This is a genomic window from Actinomycetota bacterium (genome assembly GCA_030650795.1).
Lineage (GTDB): Bacteria > Actinomycetota > Actinomycetes > S36-B12 > S36-B12 > UBA11398.
Map to the genome: position 1 here is coordinate 94,569 of JAUSDJ010000002.1, position 20,706 is coordinate 115,274.

Below are 20,706 nucleotides of genomic sequence, written 5' to 3' on the forward strand. Positions count from 1 at the left end.
GCCTAGTGCGCAGCAGCTCCAGGACGGAAGGAAAGCAGGGTTGCCTCTTCGCGGAATGAAGCAAGCATCGAAGTCTCCATGCCCATATTGATCTGGCTCTTGATGTGGCCAACGCGGTAGCTGAGATCTTCACCGGGTACGCCCATCGATGGGCCAACGGTCGGAGCGCTCATCTTTGCCAGTCGCTGTGCCCAGTCTGCGGCCGTACTGAGCAACTCGTCTGCGGGAACACAAAGGTTGATGAGTCCCCACTCCTCGGCTTGCTTGGCCGGGATGGGATCACCAAACAGTGCGATCTGCTTTGCCCGTGGCAGGCCAACCATGCGCGGAAGCAGCCATGCGCCGCCACCCTCGATGGGCAGGCCACGACGGACGAAGACCTCCCAGAAGGCGGCCTCTTCGGAGGCAATGATCAGATCGCAGCCGAGCGCGAGCTGGCAGCCACCACCAGCAGCCACACCGTTCACGGCGCTGATGAATGGAGTCTCGCTTCGCCAGATCGCTTCGAACAGACGAGCCCAGCCGTAGAGGATGCCGTCATCGCGGGCCGTCAGTGGCGCTGGGCGCCGACGATCTGCTGGAATCTCCGTGGGTCCACCCGGTTGGGTGAGGTCTGCGCCTGAGGAGAAGACCGAGCCGTTGCCCGTGATGATGGCGCACTTCACGCCGTTGTCCTCGCTGGCCTCGTGAATGGCTGCGAGCAGGGCCCTGCGCAGTGGCAGGTCCATTGCATTGCGCTTCTGAGGTCGGTTCAATCGCAACCATGCGACTTCGTCGACAACCTCGTACTGAAGTCCTGCGGTGTCCCATTCTTCAACCAGCGCAACCATGTCAGCCCTTTCGATGTGCTCCTGTCACAGCCAATTGCACCCACCGTGCTTTGAGCTCACGGTGAAAGCGACTGACTGCGGATTCAGACGGACTGTATTGCATGGGTGGAGTCGAAATTGGGCGATTGGACTGTTCAGCCTCGGGGCCCGCGCAGAACTCCTGTTGTGGAGAAGGTGCCGATGAGTGCACCCGATTCGTCCTCGAGATTGCCTTCGCCGTGCACGCGTCCCTGACCGGCGTATCGGGCACGCGAGCGAACGAGCAGCCCCAAGGAGAGATCGACTGGTCGAAGCAATGCCACGTTTTGAGTGAGCACATTGCCTGCGACTCGTCCGGCTTGGGCGGGCACTTGGTTGAAACTCATCAAGGCGGCCATGACAGCGGGCTCGGTCACCAAGGCAGTGAGCGCTCGCGCCGTGGACGCATCCAAGTCTGGCTCGTCCGTTGCGTACAGAACAGCCAATTGGGTCGGATCGGAATCCGGCCATCGGGTAGCCCCTCCGGGCCAGATGCCAGAACCCGTGCTTGGCCAATCCTTTGAAACAGGAATTGAAGCCCAGGGATTGTCATGGCTCAAGAAATCGGGCTCGTCGATCGTGAGCATCACCTCGGCCCTTGTGACGATGAGATCGTCCTGTCGAAAAGTCAGACTCAGAAAGGAGAAGGAGCGACCGCTCTGCAAAGTGTCAACAGTGACCTGGCACGGCTGCCCGCTGACTCCACCGTTGGCAAAAGCCGTCTGCAGCGAGATCACCCTCTTGCCTGGAGCGACGAGCTCAGCAATCAGCACCTGTTGGAACATCAGGTAAGCCCCGTAGATGCCGCCGTGAGGCGTCACCAAGGTGTTGACATCAAAGCCGGCGTCAGTCGCACGAATATCGCGAAGGGGGGCGAGGTCATTGAGGGTCAGGCTCACAGCGGGCACGTTCCTTCGGATGCAGTCATCAATGGGGATTGCACGTTACTTTATGGCTCGGGCTGAGCGCCCCGTGCCTGCAGATGACGGGCGAAATGATTCGAAACCCCCATCAATGTGACATTGTGTAGGGAACAAAGGAGTGTGATGGCACGCCCGCACCTCGTTCTATCGGACCGCTATTTCGAAGCCATCCGGTATACCTCGCATGCCCATGCAAACCAGACCCGCAAGGGCGGGAACATTGCCTACATGTCGCATCTGCTCGGCGTATCCAGTCTCATCATCGAGGCCGGTGGCGATGAGGATCAAGCAATCGCAGGGCTGCTTCACGACGTAGTTGAGGATCAAGGAGGGCTTTGGCGTCTTGCCGAAGTGCGCACGGTGTTTGGCGATCGAGTTGCGGACATTGTGTTGGGCTGCAGCGATTCATTGGACGATGACGACGATGGCTACTGGCCGATCTATTGGGAGCGCAAGCAGCGCTACCTGGATCGCTTGGAGACAGAACCAGTTGATCTCGTGATGGTCTCGATTGCCGACAAGGTCCACAACTCCCGAGCGCTCGTGACCGACTTGCAGGCCTACGGCATTGAGGTCTTCAACAAATTCCATGGTTCTCCGCGCGAAATCATTCATTACTACCGTGAGTGCTTCCGGATCGGTGTCAAAGCTGGGGTGAGTCACGTATTGACGGTTCCACTGGCCACGGCCATTCGCGATATCGAATTTCTCGTCTACGGCTAAAACGCTCTGTGTTGACTGCAGTCCTCGCAAATTCCTGCGCTAGATCGGCTTGATACCTAGTATCGGTCAAACTTCTAGCACAGCGATTTGAGGAATGCCATGGCCCAGCGTTCAGAATCCGTCGAGGACTTTCGCCAGCGTGCACGTGTCTGGCTCGACAAGAACATGCCGAAGGCGGGCACGATGCCCAAGCGCGATGGCATTGATACCGAAGAGCAGAACTGGCTGGATGCCCGCGACCTGCAGAAGTTGCTGTTCTCAGGCGGCTTCTCTGGAATCTGCTTTCCGACCGAATACGGCGGCCAGGGCCTCACACGGGAGTATCAGGCAGCGTTCAACGAAGAATCGGCGCCATATGAGATGCCGGTAGCGCTCAATGTTCCCTCCCTTGGAATCTGCTCAGCGATGTTGCTCGACATGGGCACTGAGGAGCAGAAGCAGAAGTACGTGCGCGGGGCTATCTCCGGTGAGCTGGTCTTGTGTCAGTTCCTGTCTGAGCCCAGTGGTGGATCTGACCTTGCCGGCCTTCTGACCCGCGCTCAGCGCGATGGCGACACATACATCATCAACGGACAGAAGTGCTGGAGTACCTTCGCCTTCGCGGCTGACTATGCAACCTGTCTGGTCCGCACTGACTGGGACGCACCCAAGCACCGGGGCTTGTCCATGATCATCGTGCCTGTGCACGATCCAGCCACGCATATGAATCGAGTGCAGATGGTCAATGGGTCAACGGAATTCTGCGAGGAGTTCTTCACCGATCTCGTTGTTCCAGCTGAGAATCTGGTTGGAACCGAAAACGATGGTTGGACTGTTGGCCAGCGTCAGCTGTTCTACGAGCGTCAGGCAGTCGGCGGCGGTTCGCCCTACGCAAGTGGCATGGTTCGCGCCCGCGGCACCGCTCACAATTCACACACGCCAGTGTCGATGGCTCGCAAAGTTGGCAAAGAGAAGGACCCGGCAGTGCGCGAGCTCATCGGAGGGATGCACGCGCAGGAAGTTGCAAATGCGCAGCTGATCCGTCGAGTGACCAAAGGTATGGCTTCGGCCGACTATCCAGCGCATTCAAGTTCGATGATGCGATTGGGATCGGCCGAGACCAATCAGTTGCGAACAGACGTGATGCTGGAGCTCGCTGGAGATATTTCGGTGGTTGGTCAAATCGGTGACCGCAGCGTGCTGCAGCAAGTCGGCGTAGCGGCCCTCATGCGCCAGTCAGCGAGCATTGCTGGCGGCTCAACGGAGATGAGCCGCAACATGATTTCAGAGCGAGTGCTAATGATGCCTCGGGAGTATGCAGCTGATCGTGATGTGCCGTTCAGGGATGTTCGCCGCGGTCGATGAAGAAGTAGAGCTTGGGCAATGTCCGGTAGGTAGTTACACGCACGCAGCATCGCGGTGGAGCACAATGTTTGTATGCATCGAAGAGTCCGACTCCATTTGCTGATCTCTGCTCTGCTTGGCCTTGCCGTCGCCGCGGTCGCGTTGCTAATCGCGCACTGGACCTACGCTCCGTCGCTTGCCTGGGATGCGGCAGCCATTTCGTATCTCGCATTGACTTGGCGGGAGGTGTGGCGATTGTCGCCTGAACAAACGCGTGAGATTGCAGCGGGCGAGGATCCCTCGCGGGCACTCGATGACTTCATAGTGATCGCAGCGGCGTTGGTTTCACTCCTCACCGTTGTCTTGGTGCTGAGTCACATCGGGTCGACCCCTCAGGATGCTTCGCTCATGCGCACCGTGCTGGGCATCGCATCCGTTGTACTCGCCTGGTCAGTCGTGCACACCGTCTACACAATCCGGTACGCGAAGTTGTATTACGCCGAACCTGTTGGAGGCATCAACTTCAACAATGAAGACTTGCCCGCCTACACGGATTTTGCATACCTTTCCTTTGGAGTAGGTATGGCCTTTCAGGTTGCCGATACCAACGTGGAGACGGCTGGGTTTCGAAAGATGATTCTTGGCCATGCTCTCTTGTCGTTTCTTTTTGCGACCACAATTCTTGCTGTAACCATCAACCTTGTCGCAGGTCTGAATAACTGAAAACCCATTGATTTCACGGTCCTAAGTCGCAGAAACATCTCAATTGTCTGTGAATCTCGTACGAAACTGATGTGCCTTGCCTTTTATGTTGATGGACGTCGCAGAGGTGGCCATAATCTCAAGGAGTAGCTCGAGAATCTCGAGCACACGAATCGAGGCATCGTTATGAAACGAATAATCATCGCAGTTGCTGCACTTGCAGTAGTTGCCTCCGGTATTGGAATGGCTTCATCGGCTTCTGCAGATTCAATAGTCAATCTCACCGTCAAGAATGGTGTCGTCGGCGTAGCCCAAACCGTTGATGCCTTAGTCTCTGCCTCTGTTGGAGTTGGAGCGCCCTCGGGCACCGTCACCTTCTATGACAATGGCGCCGTGATCGGCACAGACACTGTCGGTGGCAATCAGGGTTCCAATGCACAGATCATCTGGACGCCGAATAATTCTGGTCCTGAAACCATCATGGCTTCCTTCAGCGGTGGTGGTTCTGACACAAGTACCGTTTCGGTGAATTCGGTCGATACGACAACGTCGATTACCGCGCCTGGTACGGCTGCTGGCGGATCGCAGGTTGCATTGCAGGCGCAGGTTCGAGCCAAGCAGGGTTCGTACGTTCCGACCGGCACCGTGACTTTCTCGACATCCTCGACCACGATCGGATCTTCAAGTCTGAACGCGCAAGGTCTGGCCACCATCAACTTCACGGTGCCGACAGGCGTTAATTCAGTGAATGTCTACGCGGCATACGGTGGTAACGCCAACGCGAACGCATCTGGACGCAGTTCAGCTGCGAACATCAAGATCTCTGATGTCGGATCGACGGTAGCGCTGAGCGTTCCGCAGACCAACTACCAGTACACCTCAGTACCACTGAGCGCAAAGATCACACCTACGTCAGGTACTGGCTCGGTGACTTTCACAGTTGACGGCAAGACGATCGGTACGGCAACTGTGGCGTCGGGCGCTGCTTCGGTCACTTGGGTGCCGACGACTCTGGGCAATCCGACCGTCAAGGCCGCCTACACAGGTGGCAATGGAGTGGCTGCGTCTTCAGATAGCAAGAACGTTGCGGTTGTGCAGGCCCTCAAGGCTGATGCGATCATTGTTGATCCTGCAGGACCTCCCGGACCCATCCTGAACGGTGCGGTCTTCGTGCTTCCAAATGGTTCATCAATCGCAGCAACCATCACGGCTTCCTCTGGTCTGCCAGTAAAGGTTGCAGTCACCGGGCCGTGTACCTGGAACGGCACCACGTTCAGCGTGCAAGGTGTTGGTGGCAACTGCTCAGTAGTGACCAGCACCACTGGTGGCAATGGCTACTCGCCAGCAACGCTGTCCTTCGCCATCTCCACGGCCCAAGGCCAGCAGACGGCAACTCTTGCTGCTCCGAGGTCCGGTACGTACAAGAAGGGTCGCTTCCTGCTCATGGCCAAAGCGGGCACGGTCACGAATCTGAACAAGGCCCTGACCTGGAGGGTGACTTCGGGTGCATCGCATTGCAAGCTCTACCGCAGTGCAGGTGCGGTCAAGTTGAAGTTGGCCAGTCGTGGACATTGCTGGGTGCAGGCAACTGCGCCAGGAGTGCCCGGACAGTGGTCATCGTTCTTGACCAAGCGCAGTTACAACGTGAGGTAAGTCAGTTAGGGCAGTAGACAAGAAGGGGTGCGAGGCAATTGCCTCGCACCTCTTCTTGGTATCAACTACTGCGCCGCGACCACAAAGGTGATGGTTGCGAGATCCACCGTGCCGTCCTTTGCAATGACCTCACTGGTGCCTGCAGCCAGCGCTTGGCCGCCAGCAACGGTCGTGGACTCGCCGTCGCCTTGCGCCGCTGTAGCGGTGAACACCGCAGAGTCACTTGATGCGAAGGTGGCTCCTTCTTGGAAGCCTTCAAAGATCACCGCCTGTCCAACAACCAAGGATTGGGTGGATCCGTCATCGTCCGGAGTGATGCGCACAGGTGACCAGGTGCTCGGATCGCCACCAACGAGTACATCGGACGACTCGCTCACCGTCGGCGTTGTTGAAACAGAAGGCGTGACTTCGCTTGATTCGTAAGACGAGCACGCTGTCAGCGAGGCGGCCAGAACAAGGCCGAGGGCGAATGTGGGAAAGGCAGCCTTTGAGAAGCGCATGATCGTTTCCTTTGCCAGATATGGACGTGAGGGCGTGGACAGGTTAACTCGGCAAGAGCTAGAAATGCTGAACAGCTGGTGAAGAGTCAGCATGGGGTAAGAACCAGGAGAATCAAGGCCTCACGTTATTTTGACCTGAGTGGTGGGAGACTTCAATTTGATGCGCGTTTGGAACGTGATGGGAACGAGGTTCGCAGTTGTCGGAATTGTCGCCGAGTCCTCGAGGAGAAACTCGGTGAGGCCTGCGGTTGGGAATGTCCTAGGACTCCGAGCATTGCTGCCCTAGCGGCGTCGATCGGTAGACCTGCCGCTGATGGCGTGTCGGGTTCCGCGCTCGATATCAAGCGGTCGGCTATTAGGTCGAGATCACCGATAACATGGACGCCGCTCTCGCGAATGGCACTGACGTACGAGCGTGCGAGTTCGGACGAACGGTCCAAGGCCCATTGCGGGGTAGCTATGCGAGGCTCGTCAGCGTCGGGACGACGTGACTCAATCATTGACTTGATAAGGCCATCATGGACAGCATCTCCATACGACTTCCATCCCGATCTACCACCCACGGCGACATTCAAGACGCGCAGGAATTCGGCCTCCGCAAGCGTCATCGAACGATTTGGCGTTTCAAGACGATTGTTGAGCAAAGTGCCCTCAGGTATTTGGATGAGGGATTCAAAATCTCGATAGATGTTGTCAGGGTGAGCATCATCGACCACGACGACGCTCATGTGCGCACCTCCAACGAGAGCGGCCCAGCGGCGTACTATTCGATCGTGCCGGTGGCGAATCCAAAAGGTTTGAGGTTTCGGATCCACCTCGGATGAAGCGAAGATCTCCCGCAACCAAGGCTCGTATGGTGTTGCGTACCCAGACTTGAGCGCTTGTTGCCAAGCTGACGGGAGAATTCGTCCTAAGTTTCTGAGGGTCACAACGACGTGCAGTCGCTGTGCCCCGATGCTCTGAACTATTCTTGCGGCCGCTTCATCTGATGCCTCGGCAAAGAATTCACTTGAGCACACCGTGATGCCTTCATAGGCATGAGCGTCATCAACGAAGTGCTTCCACAGCAATGGATCTGGGGCCGGGGCGCCACGGACTTGCCAACCCATTGGCTGATCGATTGCTGAGGAGGCTTCGAGTCGGTGGGCCATCCGTGTTCCTGGATAGCGCACCTGCCAGATGCCAAGTGTTGACCGACAGTTTGCCAGCGCAGTTTGGATCGCAGTGGTGCCAGTCTTGTGAACTCCGATGTGTAGCACGAAGTTCGACGTACCTAAGGGCTGGTCGTCCGAGGCGGGCACGTCTGGACTTTAGCCGCTCGCGGCAATAGCGGGCATGTCCAAAACATGTGGGACGTCGAAATTTGCAACGGCATGGTCGTCGGAACTACCGCAATCTCTAGGAGAATCACTGTTCATTCTCAAGATCTCGGCGGTCCAGAACTGCACATCATCGTCCACTGAGAATTAGCGTCCAAGCGACTACCTGTGGAGCGCCGTCGCCATGAGCCGGGTTGCCCTAATCCGCGGCTGGTGCTGGCTGGCGCGTTGGCATCAATGGAGCGCATATCTTCATTGCAGCCGACAACTTTGGATCACTCCCATCAAGATTGGGTCGAGCGCCGGCTGTCGGTGGCAGGGTCACGCCATGGTCAGTGAGACATGATCGATAGGCCTGGAAGGCAGTCGATCCGGGTCCGTTGGCACCAGCTTGGAATCCACCGCCGAAATTACCGCCGCAGGCTTGCATTGCAGCCTGGAAGGACTGTTGATCCACGCCAGCTGGCAGCCCTCGGCCGCCAGCGAAGCCTTGACCGGCTTGTGGCGCGCCAGTCGGAACGGCTGTTGGGCGCACTGCATCAGGTGCTCGGCTGGGCAATGTAATGCCCTTCTTCGCAAGGCAGGCTCGCAGCTCCTCCCGAACGGCGCTGCTTTGTGGTGCTGAGTTGTTCGGATCGCCATTCGCACTCGACTGTGGGTTGGGTGCCTGTGAACTTGTGACGGCGGGCGCTTCAGCGCTCGATGTTGAACTGTCGGATCCAGATCCGCAGGCAACCAACGACGCTGCCAGTCCAAGAGCGCCCAAAGGCAGGATGATGGCTTTGCTCAGGTTCATTGAATTGCTCCATTTCCGGATGAGGCAAGGCCGCTGGGGAGCGCGCCCTGGGTGATCGTGGTGGCCGCGACGGTTCCATCCGTGCCGGCTTCGCCGCGGACAATCACTGTTTGACCTGGCTTGAGTTCGCTTGCCTTCACTGTCGTTTGAATTGTGACTGTGGTCGTCGGTGAGACCTCGACCTTGACGATGGTGCCCTGGGCTGTTGTGACATACACGTGCGTGCCATCGACCAGAGTGATCGACCCAGCCGTGATGGAGCCAGTGGCACCCGTCGAATTTGTACCGGCAGCCCCACCGAATCCACCGGCAGCGGCGAATCGCCCGCCTGCCAGTCCAGCTGGGAAGCCGCCGCCGGGAAATGCCGAGGTGCTTGCACCAGGACCGAAGTGCTGTTGCGCGAACGAACCAGCGAAGAATGCAATGACGATGCTGATTGCACCCAGCAGGAACTTGGTGCCGCGCGGAATTGGCCCTCGTTCCTTCTGAGCGATCAATTCGCGAAGATCGGCTTCTTCGATGCTCTCCAGTGGCTCCACAGCTGCCAGTTCCTCATTCATGGCGGAGCGCTTCGATAGGTCGCATGCGTGCGGCTCGATTGGCCGGGTAGCTTCCGAAGAACAGCCCGATGGCAACGGACACGATGAAGGCTCCTAACACTGAGATGGGCATGATCACTGGCTGCACACCTGCGATCTGGAAATGAGCGACGACGAGTGCAACGACGACCCCGGCAGCGCCGCCAATGACTGACAGCAGCGTCGCCTCGACGAGGAACTGCGACAAGATCGCAAAGCGATTCGCACCTATGGCCTTGCGGATGCCAATCTCGCGAGTTCTTTCTGTCACCGAGACGAGCATGATGTTGGTGATGCCAATGCCTCCGACAAGAAGACTGATCGCGGCGACTGCTCCAAGCAGAACGGTGAATACCTGGTTGCTGCTGCTTGAAGTGGTGAGCAGACTCGCTTGATTGATGACTTGATAGTCACGGTTGGTTGACGTTGTTCCGTGTCTGGAATCAAGGATGGACGAGATCTCCGACTGTGCGGTCTCGGAGGCATCTGAAGAAACGGCCTCGGCAGTGATCGAATCCAGACTTCCGTATCCGCTGAGTTGTCGCTGCACAGTGGTCAGCGGCGCGATCGCCACGTCATCGGGATCTTGAAAACCCGAACCGCCCTTCTTTTCGAGCACGCCAACCACAGTGAACGGAACGCCGGCACAGGCCAGCGTTGTTCCAACTGGATCAACGTTGCCGTAGACCTGATCGACCACGCTCTGCCCGATCACAATCACGCGACTACCCGCAGTGACGTCCTCGTTGCTGAAGTAATTGCCGTTGGTCACTTTGCTGTTGGAAGTCTCGAAATAGGAAGGCCAAGTGCCGGTGATCGAAGTGCTGTGACTCGTGCCCGCATATGCGCAACTGACGCTGCCCGCGCTCTTCACAGGCGATGCGCTTTTCACGCTTGGTGCATTGGCCGGGTCAGTGAGGGCTATTGCGTCAGCCACCGTCAGATCCTTTTGGATACTGACGCGGGAGCCTCCCGGGGTGCGGAAGCTTCCATGGATGACCGATATTGAATTGGTCCCGAGCTTCTCGATGCTGGCGGCAACGGCTTTGGAAGATCCATTGCCAACAGCGAGCAGCACGATGACTGCCGCCACACCAATGAGAATTCCCAGCACAGTGAGGCTGGAGCGCAATTTGTTCTGCAGCACGCCAGTGAGACCCTGATTGAAGGATTCACGAATCATCATTTCTTGACTCGTTCATCACTGGAGATTCGACCATCGACCAAATGGACTACTCGTTCGGCCCGCGCCGCAACATTTTCCTCATGCGTGATCAAGACGATCGTGTTGCCTCGTGCATGGGTGATATCGAGCAGATCCAAGACTTCTGCTGTCGAATGGGAGTCGAGATTGCCTGTTGGCTCGTCGGCCAACAGCAAGGAAGGATCGGTGACAAGTGCGCGAGCGATGGCGACTCGTTGCTGCTGGCCACCTGAGAGCTGAGTCGGGCCATGATCCGCGCGATCACCCAGACCCACCGAATCCAGGGCCGCGAGGGCTCGACGGCTTCGTTCCTTTCGCCCAATGCCTCGATAGGCCAAGGGAAGCTCGACATTTGCCAGGGCCGTCGTGCGTGGAATGAGGTTGAAGGACTGGAAGACGAAACCAATCTTTCGATTGCGGACGACCGAGAGAGAGTCGTCGCTGAGCCTGTCGATGTTGATGCCGTCGAGTTCATAGCAGCCGCTGGTCGCAATGTCCAAGGCTCCAATAATGTTCATCAGCGTCGATTTACCCGAGCCCGAGCTGCCCATGATCGCCACAAACTCCCCCGGGTGAATGGTCAGATCGATGCCGTCGAGGGCTCGCACTTGCGCCTCACCAAGCCCGTAATGCTTGGTGACCTGCTGCAATTCGATAACCGGATGCCGTTCAACTGGGGAATAGGTCATTGCGGTGGACCTCCGACCGCAAGGCCGCCACCGGTCAAGGTTCCAGCTGTTGTGCGACCACCGGGAATTCCTCCGGTGGGGAATCCTGTTGAACTTGTCGCGGCTGTTGGCAGCACGATGACATCGCCGGCAGTCAGCCCACTGGTGATCTCCGTCGTGCTGTCACCCTTGACTCCAGTGACCACCTGCACGACGGTTTCCTGATCGCCCCTCTTGACCGTCACCGTGCTCGAACCTCCGAGAGTGGTGATTGCGGTGCTGGGGACTACGAGAACATTGCTGGCTTCAGAAGTGGCCACCGAAACGCTTGCCGTCATCCCCGCCAGAACCCCTTTGGGGGCTTTGTCGATTGAGATGATCACGGGGTAGGTGGTCAGGCCATTGCTCGTTGAGCTGACGGGGCTGACCGAGATCACCTTGCCTGTCGCTGACGCAGTCGGCAGCGCTGTGAACGTGATGGTGGCCGACATTCCCGCAGTGACCTTCGCGGCATCGGCTTCGTTGAAGTTGGATGTCACATCAAGCTCGCCCTTGCCAACAAGAGTGATGACCGAACTGCTGCCCGTAGTGCCGCTTGAACTGGCCGAGCTCTGTCCGACTGTTGCATTGACTGCGCCGATGGTCCCTGCAACAGGAGCCCGAAGCGTGGTCTGTGCGTATGCGCGCTGGACATTTGACAACTGCTCGCGAGAGGCCGCAGCTGATGCTGCAGCAACGCTTGCAACTCCCAATTCCTTGGGAGCTTTTGAAGAGGCCTGGGTACTCGCTAATGATTGCTCAGCCTTGCGTTCGGTTTGCAGGTCTTGGGCGATACCCTTCTGCTGATTCAGAACTGCAGTGTTGTACGCCTGCTGTGCTGACACAGCCGCCTTGGTGAGAGTGTCCTTGACCTGCAATAGAGCGACGTTTGCCTTGAACAGATTGGTGATCGCGGTATTGATCGCCGCCTGATCCGAAAGCACTCCCTTGTCGCGCGCGTTTGTGGCATTGGTGACGGCATCGGAGGTGATGGCCTGGCTGATGGCAGCGTTGTAGCCGTTCATGTTGAGTGCGGCCTGGGATTGAGCTTTTTGTTGGTCCAATTGAGCGCTGGTGATTGCGGCCTCGGCATTTCGAAGGCTGGCCCAAGCTTGACTGTTCGCGCAGTCAGATGAATTGGGTTGGCTCGCAGGGTTGAAACACGCAGCGGAAGCACCGGCATTGGCCTGATCCAAATCAAGCTGAGCCTTGTCCACGTTCTGTTGGTAGGAAGTTGCGTTGGCCAAGGAATTGGCCTTTGCATCAGTGACCGCTTGCTGGGCTGCCTCGAGAGTGAGATTGCTCTGACTCAATGAAGTCAAAGCCTGCGCGTAACTGCTCTTGGCGCTCGCCAGCTGTTGCGATGCGGCTGAGCTGTCGATTCGTACGAGCGCCTGACCGGCCTTGACCTTGTCTCCTGTTTCAACATCGACAGCAGTGACAGTGCCATTGGTGGTGAAACTCAATTCGTAGTTGCCAGATGACTCCACGGTGCCTGAAGCGGTCACGGTGGCTGTGACGGTGCCTGTTGCCACGGTGGCCGTGCGGCTGGTGGTTGCTGTGGATTTCGGAGCGAAGATGAAGTACCAACCCCCGGCAAGAACGAGTACGAGAAGTGCCACCAGTCCGAAGTTCAACCAGTGCGAACCGCCGAAAGGCCTGCTGAGGCGTCGAGTCATGAAAGGAGTCTTGCGGGCAAAGTTCAGCGTTCGAGGAGCCTTCGGTTTGGGGTCTGTAAGCGTTCAATCAATTTGCGGCCGAATGACAGAAATACGTAAGCAACAGGTGGTCTATCGTCATCGTGATTGGCTCGATGGGGGGCGAAGTGATTGAAGTCAGAAATCTGACCAAGCGCTACGGCAAGGTCACGGCAGTGGATGACGTGAGTTTCAAAGTCAACCCTGGAGTGGTCACTGGTTTTCTCGGACCAAACGGTGCGGGCAAGTCCACGACCATGCGCATGATTCTGGGTCTGGACAAGCCCGATGGCGGTGATGTGCTGGTGCATGGAGCGCCATACCGATCTGCTCGTACTCCGGTGGCTGAGATTGGTGCGCTCCTTGAGGCCAAGGGTTTCGACAAAGCCCGCTCGGCGCGCAATCATCTGCGCACCCTCGCCTCGACCTCGGGTATCAGAATGAAGCGCGTCGATGAAGTGCTTGCGCTTGTTGGGCTTTCCGAAGTCGCAGGATCAAAGGCAGGTGGATTCTCACTTGGCATGGGTCAGCGCTTGGGCATTGCTGTTGCCCTGCTCGGAGATCCGCGCATAGTCATGCTCGACGAACCTGTAAATGGCCTAGACCCGGACGGCGTGCTGTGGATGCGCAATCTCCTGCGTCAATTGGCAGATGAAGGCCGCACCGTGTTCTTGTCCTCCCACCTGATGACCGAGATGGAACTCATCGCCGATCAGTTGATCATCATCGGACGAGGACGGATCTTGGCGGACACGACGATGACGGAGTTCATCGCTGCGTCGTCCGCCAATCGCGTGCGGGTCGTGTCGCCGGGTGCTGCCGAACTGAGGAGTCGACTTGAAGGCCGAGCGGCCGCCAGCGAAATGCTCGATTCAGGCGCACTGGTGATCTCTGGTCTCAGCTCGGTTGAAATTGGCGAGGAGGCATTCGCGGCAGGGATCATGTTGCATGAACTCACTCCGTTGAGCGCCTCTCTCGAGGAGGCGTTCATGGAACTGACCCGGGACTCCTTGCAATTTCACACAGATGGGGCAGCGGCATGAGCACTGATACTTCTCCAAAGTATGAAGTCGATGCTCGGCTGTTGAAATTGACCTTCCCTCGGGTGTTGAAGTCCGAGATTCTCAAGCTTCGGACCTTGCGTTCCACTTGGATCATGCTGCTGGCAATGCTGACCCTGTTCATTGCCTTCGGCGCCCTCGCCGCACTCTCCACTACTGGTCAGCTTGAAAGTAGCAACGGTCGACGACCGCAGGCTTTCGCTCTTGACCCAGTCACGACAGTGCTGGCTGGGGCGGGCTTCGCCGTGCTGCTGATGTCTGTATTCGGAGTCCTTTCGGGCGCGCGTGAATACGGCAGCGGAATGATCCGGGCCACCTTGTCCTTTGTGCCCAAGCGTTTGTACGTGCTGTGGGCAAAAACCATTGCTCTCCTGATCTTCGTGATCCCGGTGACATTGATTGCCGCTTTTGGAGCCTTCGTGTTGGGCATGGCTGTGCTCAACGGCGCGGGCTCGGAAACTGTTGCATTCACTGATCCGGACGCGCAGCGGGTGTTGTTCGGCACGGCAGCAAATATCACCGGTCTGGCCATCATTGGGCTGGCGCTGGGAATGGCGATGCGTTCGATGCCAGGCGCGATCGCCACTGTGATCGGCGGGGTCTTGATCCTGCCCGCATTGCTGACCGCATTGCTGCCGGAGTCTTGGCGATCCGTGCTGAAGTTCCTTCCATCGAATGCAGCGGCGGCGTTCACGGAGGTGAATGTTCGCTCCGACATGCTGCCCTTGAGCCCAGGGATCGCAGTCTTCATTGCTTGGGTGGCCTTGAGCTTGGGCATCGCCGGTTTCCTGCTTGTTCGCAGGGACGCCTAATCTGACACTTCTCACCGTCTTGGAGATCACTCATGCGCTATCGGAAATTGGGCACGACCGGCCTCGAAGTCAGCAGCCAGTGCCTTGGCACGATGATGTACGGGAGCAACAGCAACACCGATCACGAGGATTGCATCGGACAGATTCATCACGCGATTGATTCCGGCATCAACTTCCTGGATTCGGCGGATGTCTATTCCGATGGTGAGAGCGAGACGATCGTCGGCAAGGCGCTGGTTGGACGTAGAGACGACGTCATCGTGGCGACCAAGTGCTTCAACCCCATGGGAGAAGGCCTCAACCGTCGCGGCAGCTCGCGACGCTGGGTTATCCAGGCCTGCGAAGACAGCCTGCGCCGACTCAACACCGACTACATCGATCTCTATCAGGTTCATCGCCTCGATTGGGACACTGATATCGAAGAGATCATGGACGGCCTCTCGCACCTCGTTCAGCAGGGCAAGGTGCGTTACCTCGGCTCCTCGACCTACCCAGCCGAATGGATTGTCGAGGCCCAGTGGGCATCTCGACGTCGCAATCTGCAGCGCTTTGTGTGTGAGCAGCCTCAGTACTCGATCTTCTCGCGCGGCATCGAAACGTCCGTGCTGCCTACCGCGGCACGTCACAACATGGCAGTCATTCCGTGGAGTCCCTTGGCTGGCGGATGGCTCACCGGCAAGTATCGGCGCGAAATCGGGATACCTGCAGATTCTCGCTACGGCGGCACCGGCCGTTTCGCACAGATGGCTCGGCTTGGGGAGGATCCCGAGATGCTGGAGGCGCGATACGACCTGATTGAGGAACTCGACGCAGTTGCCACGCAGGCTGGCCTGACAATGACCCAGATGGCCTATGGCTTCGTCGACGCGCACCCGGCGATCACCTCAACGATCATTGGGCCTCGTACTCGGCCGCAGTTGGACGACGCAATTGCATCCGCGGATGTCAGTTTGGATGCTGCAATTCTGGATGCGATCGACAGGATCGTTCCGGTTGGTGTCGATGCACCTGGCATGACGAACTTTGCTCCGAACCCGGCATTCAAGCGAGGCAACCGCCGACGCTGAGGCATGTGGGTCGCCGGTGTAGCTGCGCTTATGGCCTAACATCGTCACGTGAGGATCACCGAGCTTTCCAAGTCGCTCAGATCAGTATTCGATCTGCGCGGTGGCTCGAATCTGCCCGTCGGTGATTGGCAAGGTCGACGTGAAAACGCCGAGAAGATGTTCGGTTCGGTCGCTGACGGCATGAAAGTTCCTGATTCGATTGCCATGACCGATATCACGGTCACCGGCCGACATGGGCAACGCATTCCGGCCCGCGTCTACCGCAAGAAGGGCTCAACAAGTCGCGCACTTGTCGTGTTCGTCCACGGGGGCGGCATGATCATGGGCTCCATCGACGCCAGTAATTCCACCGTCGCTCGCTATGTGGAACTCACCGGAATTCCTGCTCTTTCGGTCGGATACCGGCTCGCACCAGAGCACACCTACCCCGCACAGCGCGATGACATTGCTGAGGCCATTGCCTGGGCACATTCGCACGCTGGCGAGTTGAATCTGGATCGCAGCCGAATCGGCATCCTTGGGCAGAGCTCTGGCGGGGCCATTGCTGCTGGAGTGGTGCTGCGCCTTCGCGATATGGGCGAGCATCCTGTTGCTTGTCAGCTGTTGATCTACCCGATGCTCGATGATCGCACCGACAAGGCGGGTCCGATTGCTGCTCGCTTCCTGACCTGGAGCGTTGCCGACAACATCACCAGTTGGAATTGCCTGCTGAACGGCAAGGCCGGAACTGCGGATATCTCGCCATACGCTGCACCTGCGCGGGCCAAGGACCTTGTTGGTCTACCGCCTACCTACATCGAAGTTGGCACCCTGGATCTCTTCCGTGAAGAGGACGAGTTGTACGCCAAGTCGCTTGAGGCCGCTGGCGTCAGTGTTGAATTTCATTTGCGCCGCGGCGCACCTCATGGTTTTGAGGCATCAATGACAGAGCTGGCGGACAAGGCATTCGTGCAACGCGGCGAGTTCCTGCTGAAGCACCTTGGCGAGCCGCAGTCCTAAAGCCAGTTCACCAAGTGCATGACCTGCGTGGCACGGGTTGCAGCGACGTAGAGGTCGGCCCCACGCTTGGTTTGGGTGCCCATCGACTTGGGATCAACGACGAACACCACGTCGAACTCAAGACCCTTGGTATCGCGCGCCGAAAGAATCGCAATAGGAGCATCAAGAGCAGTGTCGCCAATGCCGAACTCGCTGCTCGTTGCCAGCAGTTGAGCAGCGAGTTCTTCGATCTGGTCATCAGGGACGATGACTGCCGCACGCCCGGGAATATTCGCAACAGTCTTGGTGACCAGCTCTGCCAATTGGTCAGGCGTGATGTCGTGAATCTCGACCTCAGCACCCTCGCGTACGGGGTGCAACTCGGGTGCGTTGCCGCCCGCGGCTGTCAAGAGCTCAGTTGCCTTGTCAGCGATCTGCTCAGTGATGCGATAGGTGACGGTAAGCACATGCAAGTCAATCTTGCCGCGGACGTCGCCCAGGGCTTCTTCCCAATCGCGTGCACCAGCAGGGTGGCTGGTTTGCTGCACGTCGCCGACGATGGTCATGGACTTGCGCGTTGCTCGACGCGAAAGCACGCGCCAGGCCATCCGTGAGAGTTCCTGAGCCTCGTCTACCACGATGTGCCCGTAGACCCAGGTGCGATCAGCAGATGCAAGCTCAGCAACTGATCGTCGTTGGCTTGCGCTGTACATGCGACCGACCAAGCCGGCGGCATCAATCCAGCCGCCCATGTCTGTGTTGCTGATGGCTTGCTCGGCGTGAGCAAGTTCATGGCGACGCTCGGCGGATTCTCGAGCGTTGTTGCGCGACTCATCTGGATCCCAGGGACCAAGCAATTCCGCGGCTTCATCGATGAGCGGCACATCGTCAATCGTCCAAGCAGCATCTGGATCTTTAAGGATCAACCGGGTTTCCACAGCTGTCAGAACAGACGCCGTTGCGGCATGTAGGCGTTCGACGTCGGTCAGTATGCGCCGCACGAGCACTTCGGGAGTGATCGGCATCCACATCAGGTTGAGTTCTCGTCGAATGTTGCGATCTTCGACCAGTTCACTGACCTGATCTCGCCGAACCTCAGGATCGCTTGCATCCTCGCCGAGTTGTCGGGCGCGATACGCACCCAGATGGTTAAGGGCGCGAATGAGGAAAGTCTCTCGACCACTGTGGAAACTGGCGTTGCGCGCAACTGCGCGTTCGGCATCTTGGAGTTGCCTCGCGGTGATCATGACGGTCGAGCGGTCTTCCATCGTGATCGTGAAATCCTGCTTTGGGATGCGTCGGCGCTGACGCACGGCGTTGGCGATCACTTGCGCCATGCGGGCATCACCCTTGACCGCCGCCACATCATCAACGTCGTGCTTGCGAGCATCGATGCCGGGATACAACTGTCCTGGAGTCAGCAGCACAACATCTGTCTCACCAAGGCTCGGCAGCACCTGATCGATGTAGTGCAAGAAAGTGGGGGAGGGGCCAACGACGAGCACGCCATCGCGAGCCAGTTTGTCGCGGAAGGTGTACAGCAACCAAGCCGCGCGGTGGAGTGCTACGACGGTCTTGCCAGTGCCGGGACCACCTTGGACAACGGTGAGCTGATTGAGCGGGCTGCGGATGATGGAGTCCTGATCGGCCGCAATCGTGGCGATGATGTCGCCCATGCGACCTTCGCGCGGAGCGTCAAGTGCCGCGGCCGCGGCGCGCGATTCGGTCAAGGTTGGATCGTTGAGCACCTCGTCCTCAACATGAGTCACCGTTCGATCGCGAGTGACGATGCGTCGTCGAAGCTGCACTCCGAGCGGATTGGCGAAAGTTGCTTGATAGAAGGGTGCTGCGTTGGGTGCACGCCAGTCAATGAGTTCTGGCTCGCCGTCCTCATCGCGCAGGCCGATACGGCCAATGTGATAGTTGCCGGAGTCGCCGTCGATACGTCCAAAGCACAGTCGAGTGTCCGAGGTTCGAGCCGCGCGCAGTTGGGAGGTGAGGTTGTCGAGCATCGCTTCGCGCTCCAGATCGTCCTGCCCGGTGCCAGTACTCAGGGCATTGGAAGTGGAGTTGATGCGATCTTCGAGATGGCTCACATAGCTGGCGAGCAGCAAGTAACAGTGGTCGACATGCGACTGCTCGAGCCGTAGCGCGTCGTCCACTTCACCTCCTGTAGCGCTGACCGGTCACACCTGGGTGATGCCTATGTTTGGGGCCAACAGTCTGCCAGAGACAGAATGCAGAATTGCGAACGGGAGGCAATCTCAGCGTTACAGGAATCTGTGAACCGCAGGCAATTGGAAGAAGGGGTCAGATGGTGCTCGCTCGGGAAGATCTGTTTGCCGAATACGAGGCGGCGATTGTGAGTGCCTGCGACCCGAACGCATCAAACGAACTTGCTTGGAGTGACCCGGCATTGTTTTGCGCGTTGCGCGGCCAAGCTGGCTTGGTGCTAACGGCTTGGAACCCTGGATTTGCCCGGCCAACACTTGCCATCAACGAGGCCAAGAATCAACAGATGCTCGCCGCAATCCAGGCGAAAGGCTTTGAAATCTGGCCTGCTGAATGCGCATCACCGGATGGTCAGTTCAGAGAGCCGGGATTTCTCGTGTGGGCAATGCCTGTGGAGTTGGGCGCACGTCTTGCTGCCGAATTCGAGCAGCTTGCCATCTATGCGTACTCAGATGACGGTGAGCGCTCCATAGTGGCTTGTGGGCCCGCCTAACTCGATCCTTCGAATTTCGGTGTCGACTTGTACGGATGGTCGGGATCTCGTCCGGTGACGTAGCGGGCCACTCCGTAGATCGCCCCGGCGATCGGCACCGCGATGAGTGCTCCGACGATGCCCAGCGCAATGCTGCCGGCGGCGATCGCGATGACGATTGCCAGAGGATGCAGATTGACGGCCTTGCCCATGACAAGAGGCTGCATGACATCGCCATCGAAGCTGCCCACGACGATGGTCAGCAGCACGACCAGGGCAGCAGTCACCGGACCATTTTCAGCTAAGGCAACGATCGCGGCGAAGAAGGTTGCGATGGGTGCACCAATGACTGGAATGAAGGCGCCGAGGAAGACCACAGCTGCCAAGGCCGCCGCGAGCGGCACCTGGAGAATCAGTAGCCCGACATAGACGAGTAATCCATCCATGAGGGCAATCACGACGATGCCCCGCGTGTATCCGGCAATGGATTCCCAGGCGATGCGACCAGAAATGTCGACATGCTCACGCAATTGACCCGGGATCCAACTCATCAGCCAATCCCAGATTTTGACGGGTGACATCAGAAAGAAGATCACGCCGAAAATGAAGACCGAACTGGCGATGATCAAGGTACCGATTGATCCGAGAGCCCCGAATGCGTCACCGGCCAGACTTTTCAGTATTCCTGTGCCCCAACCCTGAAGTTGATCAAGCAATTTGGAGAACTGTGAATCAGAAAGTTGGAGGGGGCCTGTCTTCAGCCAGGTTTCTATGTCGGCAAATCCCGTTGTGATGGAGTCAACCAGCTTGGGACCCTCTTGAATCGTTGCGTTGATTACGGTGGCCAAGATCAAGACGACCAACGCGGTAATGGTGAGCAGTGCCAAGATCATTGAAAGCACCTTGGGCAGCAACTTGTTGTAGAGGTTCATCACAGGTGAAGACCACGCGGTGACGAGAAGGGCAAAGAACAGCGCAAAGACAACCGGGAAGATTCCGTTGAATATGTAGACGATCAGCGCAAAGCCGGCTACAAGAATGAGCAGACGCCAAGTAACGCCCGCCAGAGTGCGCAGGGTCTCTGGAATGTTTTCTTCGCTGCTCAACGTGA

Annotated in this window: 20 protein-coding genes; 9 read left to right on the forward strand and 11 right to left on the reverse strand. The window is 58.0% G+C overall.

Annotated elements, in window-relative coordinates; translation table 11 throughout:
• Positions 1 to 2: 2 nt before the first annotated feature.
• Complete coding sequence (locus Q7L55_00465; GenBank protein MDO8731042.1) at positions 3 to 830, reverse strand: enoyl-CoA hydratase/isomerase family protein; 828 nt, start codon at positions 828 to 830, stop codon at positions 3 to 5.
• A 134-nt stretch (positions 831 to 964) separates the two neighbouring features.
• On the reverse strand, positions 965 to 1,747 hold the full coding sequence (locus Q7L55_00470; protein MDO8731043.1) for a thioesterase family protein: 783 nt from the start codon (positions 1,745 to 1,747) through the stop codon (positions 965 to 967).
• Between the two features lie 147 nt (positions 1,748 to 1,894).
• On the opposite strand from Q7L55_00470, the gene Q7L55_00475 reads away from it, so the two are divergent.
• The 4 genes from Q7L55_00475 to Q7L55_00490 all read left to right on the forward strand — a co-directional run bounded on the left by Q7L55_00475 (position 1,895) and on the right by Q7L55_00490 (position 6,172).
• Complete coding sequence (locus tag Q7L55_00475) at positions 1,895 to 2,494, forward strand: HD domain-containing protein (GenBank protein ID MDO8731044.1); 600 nt, start codon at positions 1,895 to 1,897, stop codon at positions 2,492 to 2,494.
• A gap of 99 nt (positions 2,495 to 2,593) precedes the next feature.
• A complete protein-coding gene (locus Q7L55_00480) occupies positions 2,594 to 3,838 on the forward strand; it encodes an acyl-CoA dehydrogenase family protein (GenBank protein ID MDO8731045.1) in 1,245 nt (414 codons plus the stop codon).
• 72 nt (positions 3,839 to 3,910) lie between these two features.
• Entirely contained in the window at positions 3,911 to 4,540 is a 630-nt protein-coding gene (locus tag Q7L55_00485) for a DUF1345 domain-containing protein (GenBank protein ID MDO8731046.1), read from the forward strand.
• Between the two features lie 165 nt (positions 4,541 to 4,705).
• A complete protein-coding gene (locus Q7L55_00490) occupies positions 4,706 to 6,172 on the forward strand; it encodes an Ig-like domain-containing protein (GenBank protein ID MDO8731047.1) in 1,467 nt (488 codons plus the stop codon).
• A gap of 65 nt (positions 6,173 to 6,237) precedes the next feature.
• Here Q7L55_00490 and Q7L55_00495 read toward each other — a convergent pair whose 3' ends face one another.
• From Q7L55_00495 to Q7L55_00525, 7 genes are all read right to left on the reverse strand, one after another.
• Entirely contained in the window at positions 6,238 to 6,672 is a 435-nt protein-coding gene (locus tag Q7L55_00495) for a hypothetical protein (protein MDO8731048.1), read from the reverse strand.
• Positions 6,673 to 6,824: 152 nt separating this feature from the next.
• Positions 6,825 to 7,973: a hypothetical protein gene (locus tag Q7L55_00500; GenBank protein ID MDO8731049.1), complete on the reverse strand. Its 1,149-nt coding sequence runs from the start codon at positions 7,971 to 7,973 to the stop codon at positions 6,825 to 6,827.
• Between the two features lie 217 nt (positions 7,974 to 8,190).
• Positions 8,191 to 8,787, reverse strand: a complete 597-nt coding sequence (locus Q7L55_00505) for a hypothetical protein (protein ID MDO8731050.1) — start codon at positions 8,785 to 8,787, stop codon at positions 8,191 to 8,193.
• Positions 8,784 to 9,347, reverse strand: a complete 564-nt coding sequence (locus Q7L55_00510) for a hypothetical protein (protein MDO8731051.1) — start codon at positions 9,345 to 9,347, stop codon at positions 8,784 to 8,786. The genes Q7L55_00505 and Q7L55_00510 overlap by 4 nt, the downstream gene beginning before the upstream one ends.
• Entirely contained in the window at positions 9,340 to 10,551 is a 1,212-nt protein-coding gene (locus Q7L55_00515) for an ABC transporter permease (GenBank protein MDO8731052.1), read from the reverse strand. Before Q7L55_00515 ends, Q7L55_00510 begins: the two co-directional genes overlap by 8 nt.
• A complete protein-coding gene (locus Q7L55_00520) occupies positions 10,548 to 11,258 on the reverse strand; it encodes an ABC transporter ATP-binding protein (GenBank protein ID MDO8731053.1) in 711 nt (236 codons plus the stop codon). Before Q7L55_00520 ends, Q7L55_00515 begins: the two co-directional genes overlap by 4 nt.
• On the reverse strand, positions 11,255 to 12,955 hold the full coding sequence (locus Q7L55_00525) for an HlyD family efflux transporter periplasmic adaptor subunit (protein MDO8731054.1): 1,701 nt from the start codon (positions 12,953 to 12,955) through the stop codon (positions 11,255 to 11,257). The genes Q7L55_00520 and Q7L55_00525 overlap by 4 nt, the downstream gene beginning before the upstream one ends.
• Positions 12,956 to 13,101: 146 nt before the next feature.
• On the opposite strand from Q7L55_00525, the gene Q7L55_00530 reads away from it, so the two are divergent.
• From Q7L55_00530 to Q7L55_00545, 4 genes are read left to right on the forward strand one after another with little or no spacing between them, the layout of a single operon-like run.
• Positions 13,102 to 14,016 carry an ABC transporter ATP-binding protein gene (locus tag Q7L55_00530; GenBank protein ID MDO8731055.1) on the forward strand — a complete coding sequence of 305 codons (915 nt, stop codon included), beginning with the start codon at positions 13,102 to 13,104 and terminating at the stop codon, positions 14,014 to 14,016.
• Entirely contained in the window at positions 14,013 to 14,846 is an 834-nt protein-coding gene (locus Q7L55_00535) for an ABC transporter permease (protein MDO8731056.1), read from the forward strand. Before Q7L55_00530 ends, Q7L55_00535 begins: the two co-directional genes overlap by 4 nt.
• 32 nt (positions 14,847 to 14,878) lie before the next feature.
• Complete coding sequence (locus Q7L55_00540) at positions 14,879 to 15,913, forward strand: aldo/keto reductase (protein MDO8731057.1); 1,035 nt, start codon at positions 14,879 to 14,881, stop codon at positions 15,911 to 15,913.
• A gap of 48 nt (positions 15,914 to 15,961) precedes the next feature.
• Positions 15,962 to 16,912: an alpha/beta hydrolase gene (locus Q7L55_00545; protein ID MDO8731058.1), complete on the forward strand. Its 951-nt coding sequence runs from the start codon at positions 15,962 to 15,964 to the stop codon at positions 16,910 to 16,912.
• Here the strand turns inward: Q7L55_00545 and Q7L55_00550 are convergent.
• The gene (locus Q7L55_00550) at positions 16,909 to 19,053 is read right to left on the reverse strand and encodes an ATP-binding domain-containing protein (protein ID MDO8731059.1); all 2,145 of its coding nucleotides are present in this window, start codon (positions 19,051 to 19,053) and stop codon (positions 16,909 to 16,911) included. The two genes, Q7L55_00545 and Q7L55_00550, sit on opposite strands and share 4 nt — an antisense overlap.
• A 152-nt stretch (positions 19,054 to 19,205) precedes the next feature.
• Between Q7L55_00550 and Q7L55_00555 the strand changes: the two genes are divergently transcribed.
• On the forward strand, positions 19,206 to 19,616 hold the full coding sequence (locus tag Q7L55_00555; protein MDO8731060.1) for a DUF3293 domain-containing protein: 411 nt from the start codon (positions 19,206 to 19,208) through the stop codon (positions 19,614 to 19,616).
• On the opposite strand, the gene Q7L55_00560 is transcribed toward Q7L55_00555, so the two are convergent.
• Positions 19,613 to 20,701 carry an AI-2E family transporter gene (locus Q7L55_00560; GenBank protein MDO8731061.1) on the reverse strand — a complete coding sequence of 363 codons (1,089 nt, stop codon included), beginning with the start codon at positions 20,699 to 20,701 and terminating at the stop codon, positions 19,613 to 19,615. The two genes, Q7L55_00555 and Q7L55_00560, sit on opposite strands and share 4 nt — an antisense overlap.
• Positions 20,702 to 20,706 lie beyond the last annotated feature (5 nt).

Excerpts from the sequence above, each read along its gene's own strand:
- Q7L55_00465 (MDO8731042.1), bottom strand. The coding sequence starts at position 830 with ATGGTTGCGCTGGTTGAAGAATGGGACACCGCAGGACTTCAGTACGAG.
- Q7L55_00475 (MDO8731044.1), top strand. The coding sequence starts at position 1,895 with ATGGCACGCCCGCACCTCGTTCTATCGGACCGCTATTTCGAAGCCATC.
- Q7L55_00480 (MDO8731045.1), top strand. The coding sequence starts at position 2,594 with ATGGCCCAGCGTTCAGAATCCGTCGAGGACTTTCGCCAGCGTGCACGT.
- Q7L55_00485 (MDO8731046.1), top strand. The coding sequence starts at position 3,911 with ATGCATCGAAGAGTCCGACTCCATTTGCTGATCTCTGCTCTGCTTGGC.
- Q7L55_00490 (MDO8731047.1), top strand. The coding sequence starts at position 4,706 with ATGAAACGAATAATCATCGCAGTTGCTGCACTTGCAGTAGTTGCCTCC.
- Q7L55_00495 (MDO8731048.1), bottom strand. The coding sequence starts at position 6,672 with ATGCGCTTCTCAAAGGCTGCCTTTCCCACATTCGCCCTCGGCCTTGTT.
- Q7L55_00505 (MDO8731050.1), bottom strand. The coding sequence starts at position 8,787 with ATGAACCTGAGCAAAGCCATCATCCTGCCTTTGGGCGCTCTTGGACTG.
- Q7L55_00510 (MDO8731051.1), bottom strand. The coding sequence starts at position 9,347 with ATGAATGAGGAACTGGCAGCTGTGGAGCCACTGGAGAGCATCGAAGAA.
- Q7L55_00515 (MDO8731052.1), bottom strand. The coding sequence starts at position 10,551 with ATGATGATTCGTGAATCCTTCAATCAGGGTCTCACTGGCGTGCTGCAG.
- Q7L55_00520 (MDO8731053.1), bottom strand. The coding sequence starts at position 11,258 with ATGACCTATTCCCCAGTTGAACGGCATCCGGTTATCGAATTGCAGCAG.
- Q7L55_00525 (MDO8731054.1), bottom strand. The coding sequence starts at position 12,955 with ATGACTCGACGCCTCAGCAGGCCTTTCGGCGGTTCGCACTGGTTGAAC.
- Q7L55_00535 (MDO8731056.1), top strand. The coding sequence starts at position 14,013 with ATGAGCACTGATACTTCTCCAAAGTATGAAGTCGATGCTCGGCTGTTG.
- Q7L55_00540 (MDO8731057.1), top strand. The coding sequence starts at position 14,879 with ATGCGCTATCGGAAATTGGGCACGACCGGCCTCGAAGTCAGCAGCCAG.
- Q7L55_00555 (MDO8731060.1), top strand. The coding sequence starts at position 19,206 with ATGGTGCTCGCTCGGGAAGATCTGTTTGCCGAATACGAGGCGGCGATT.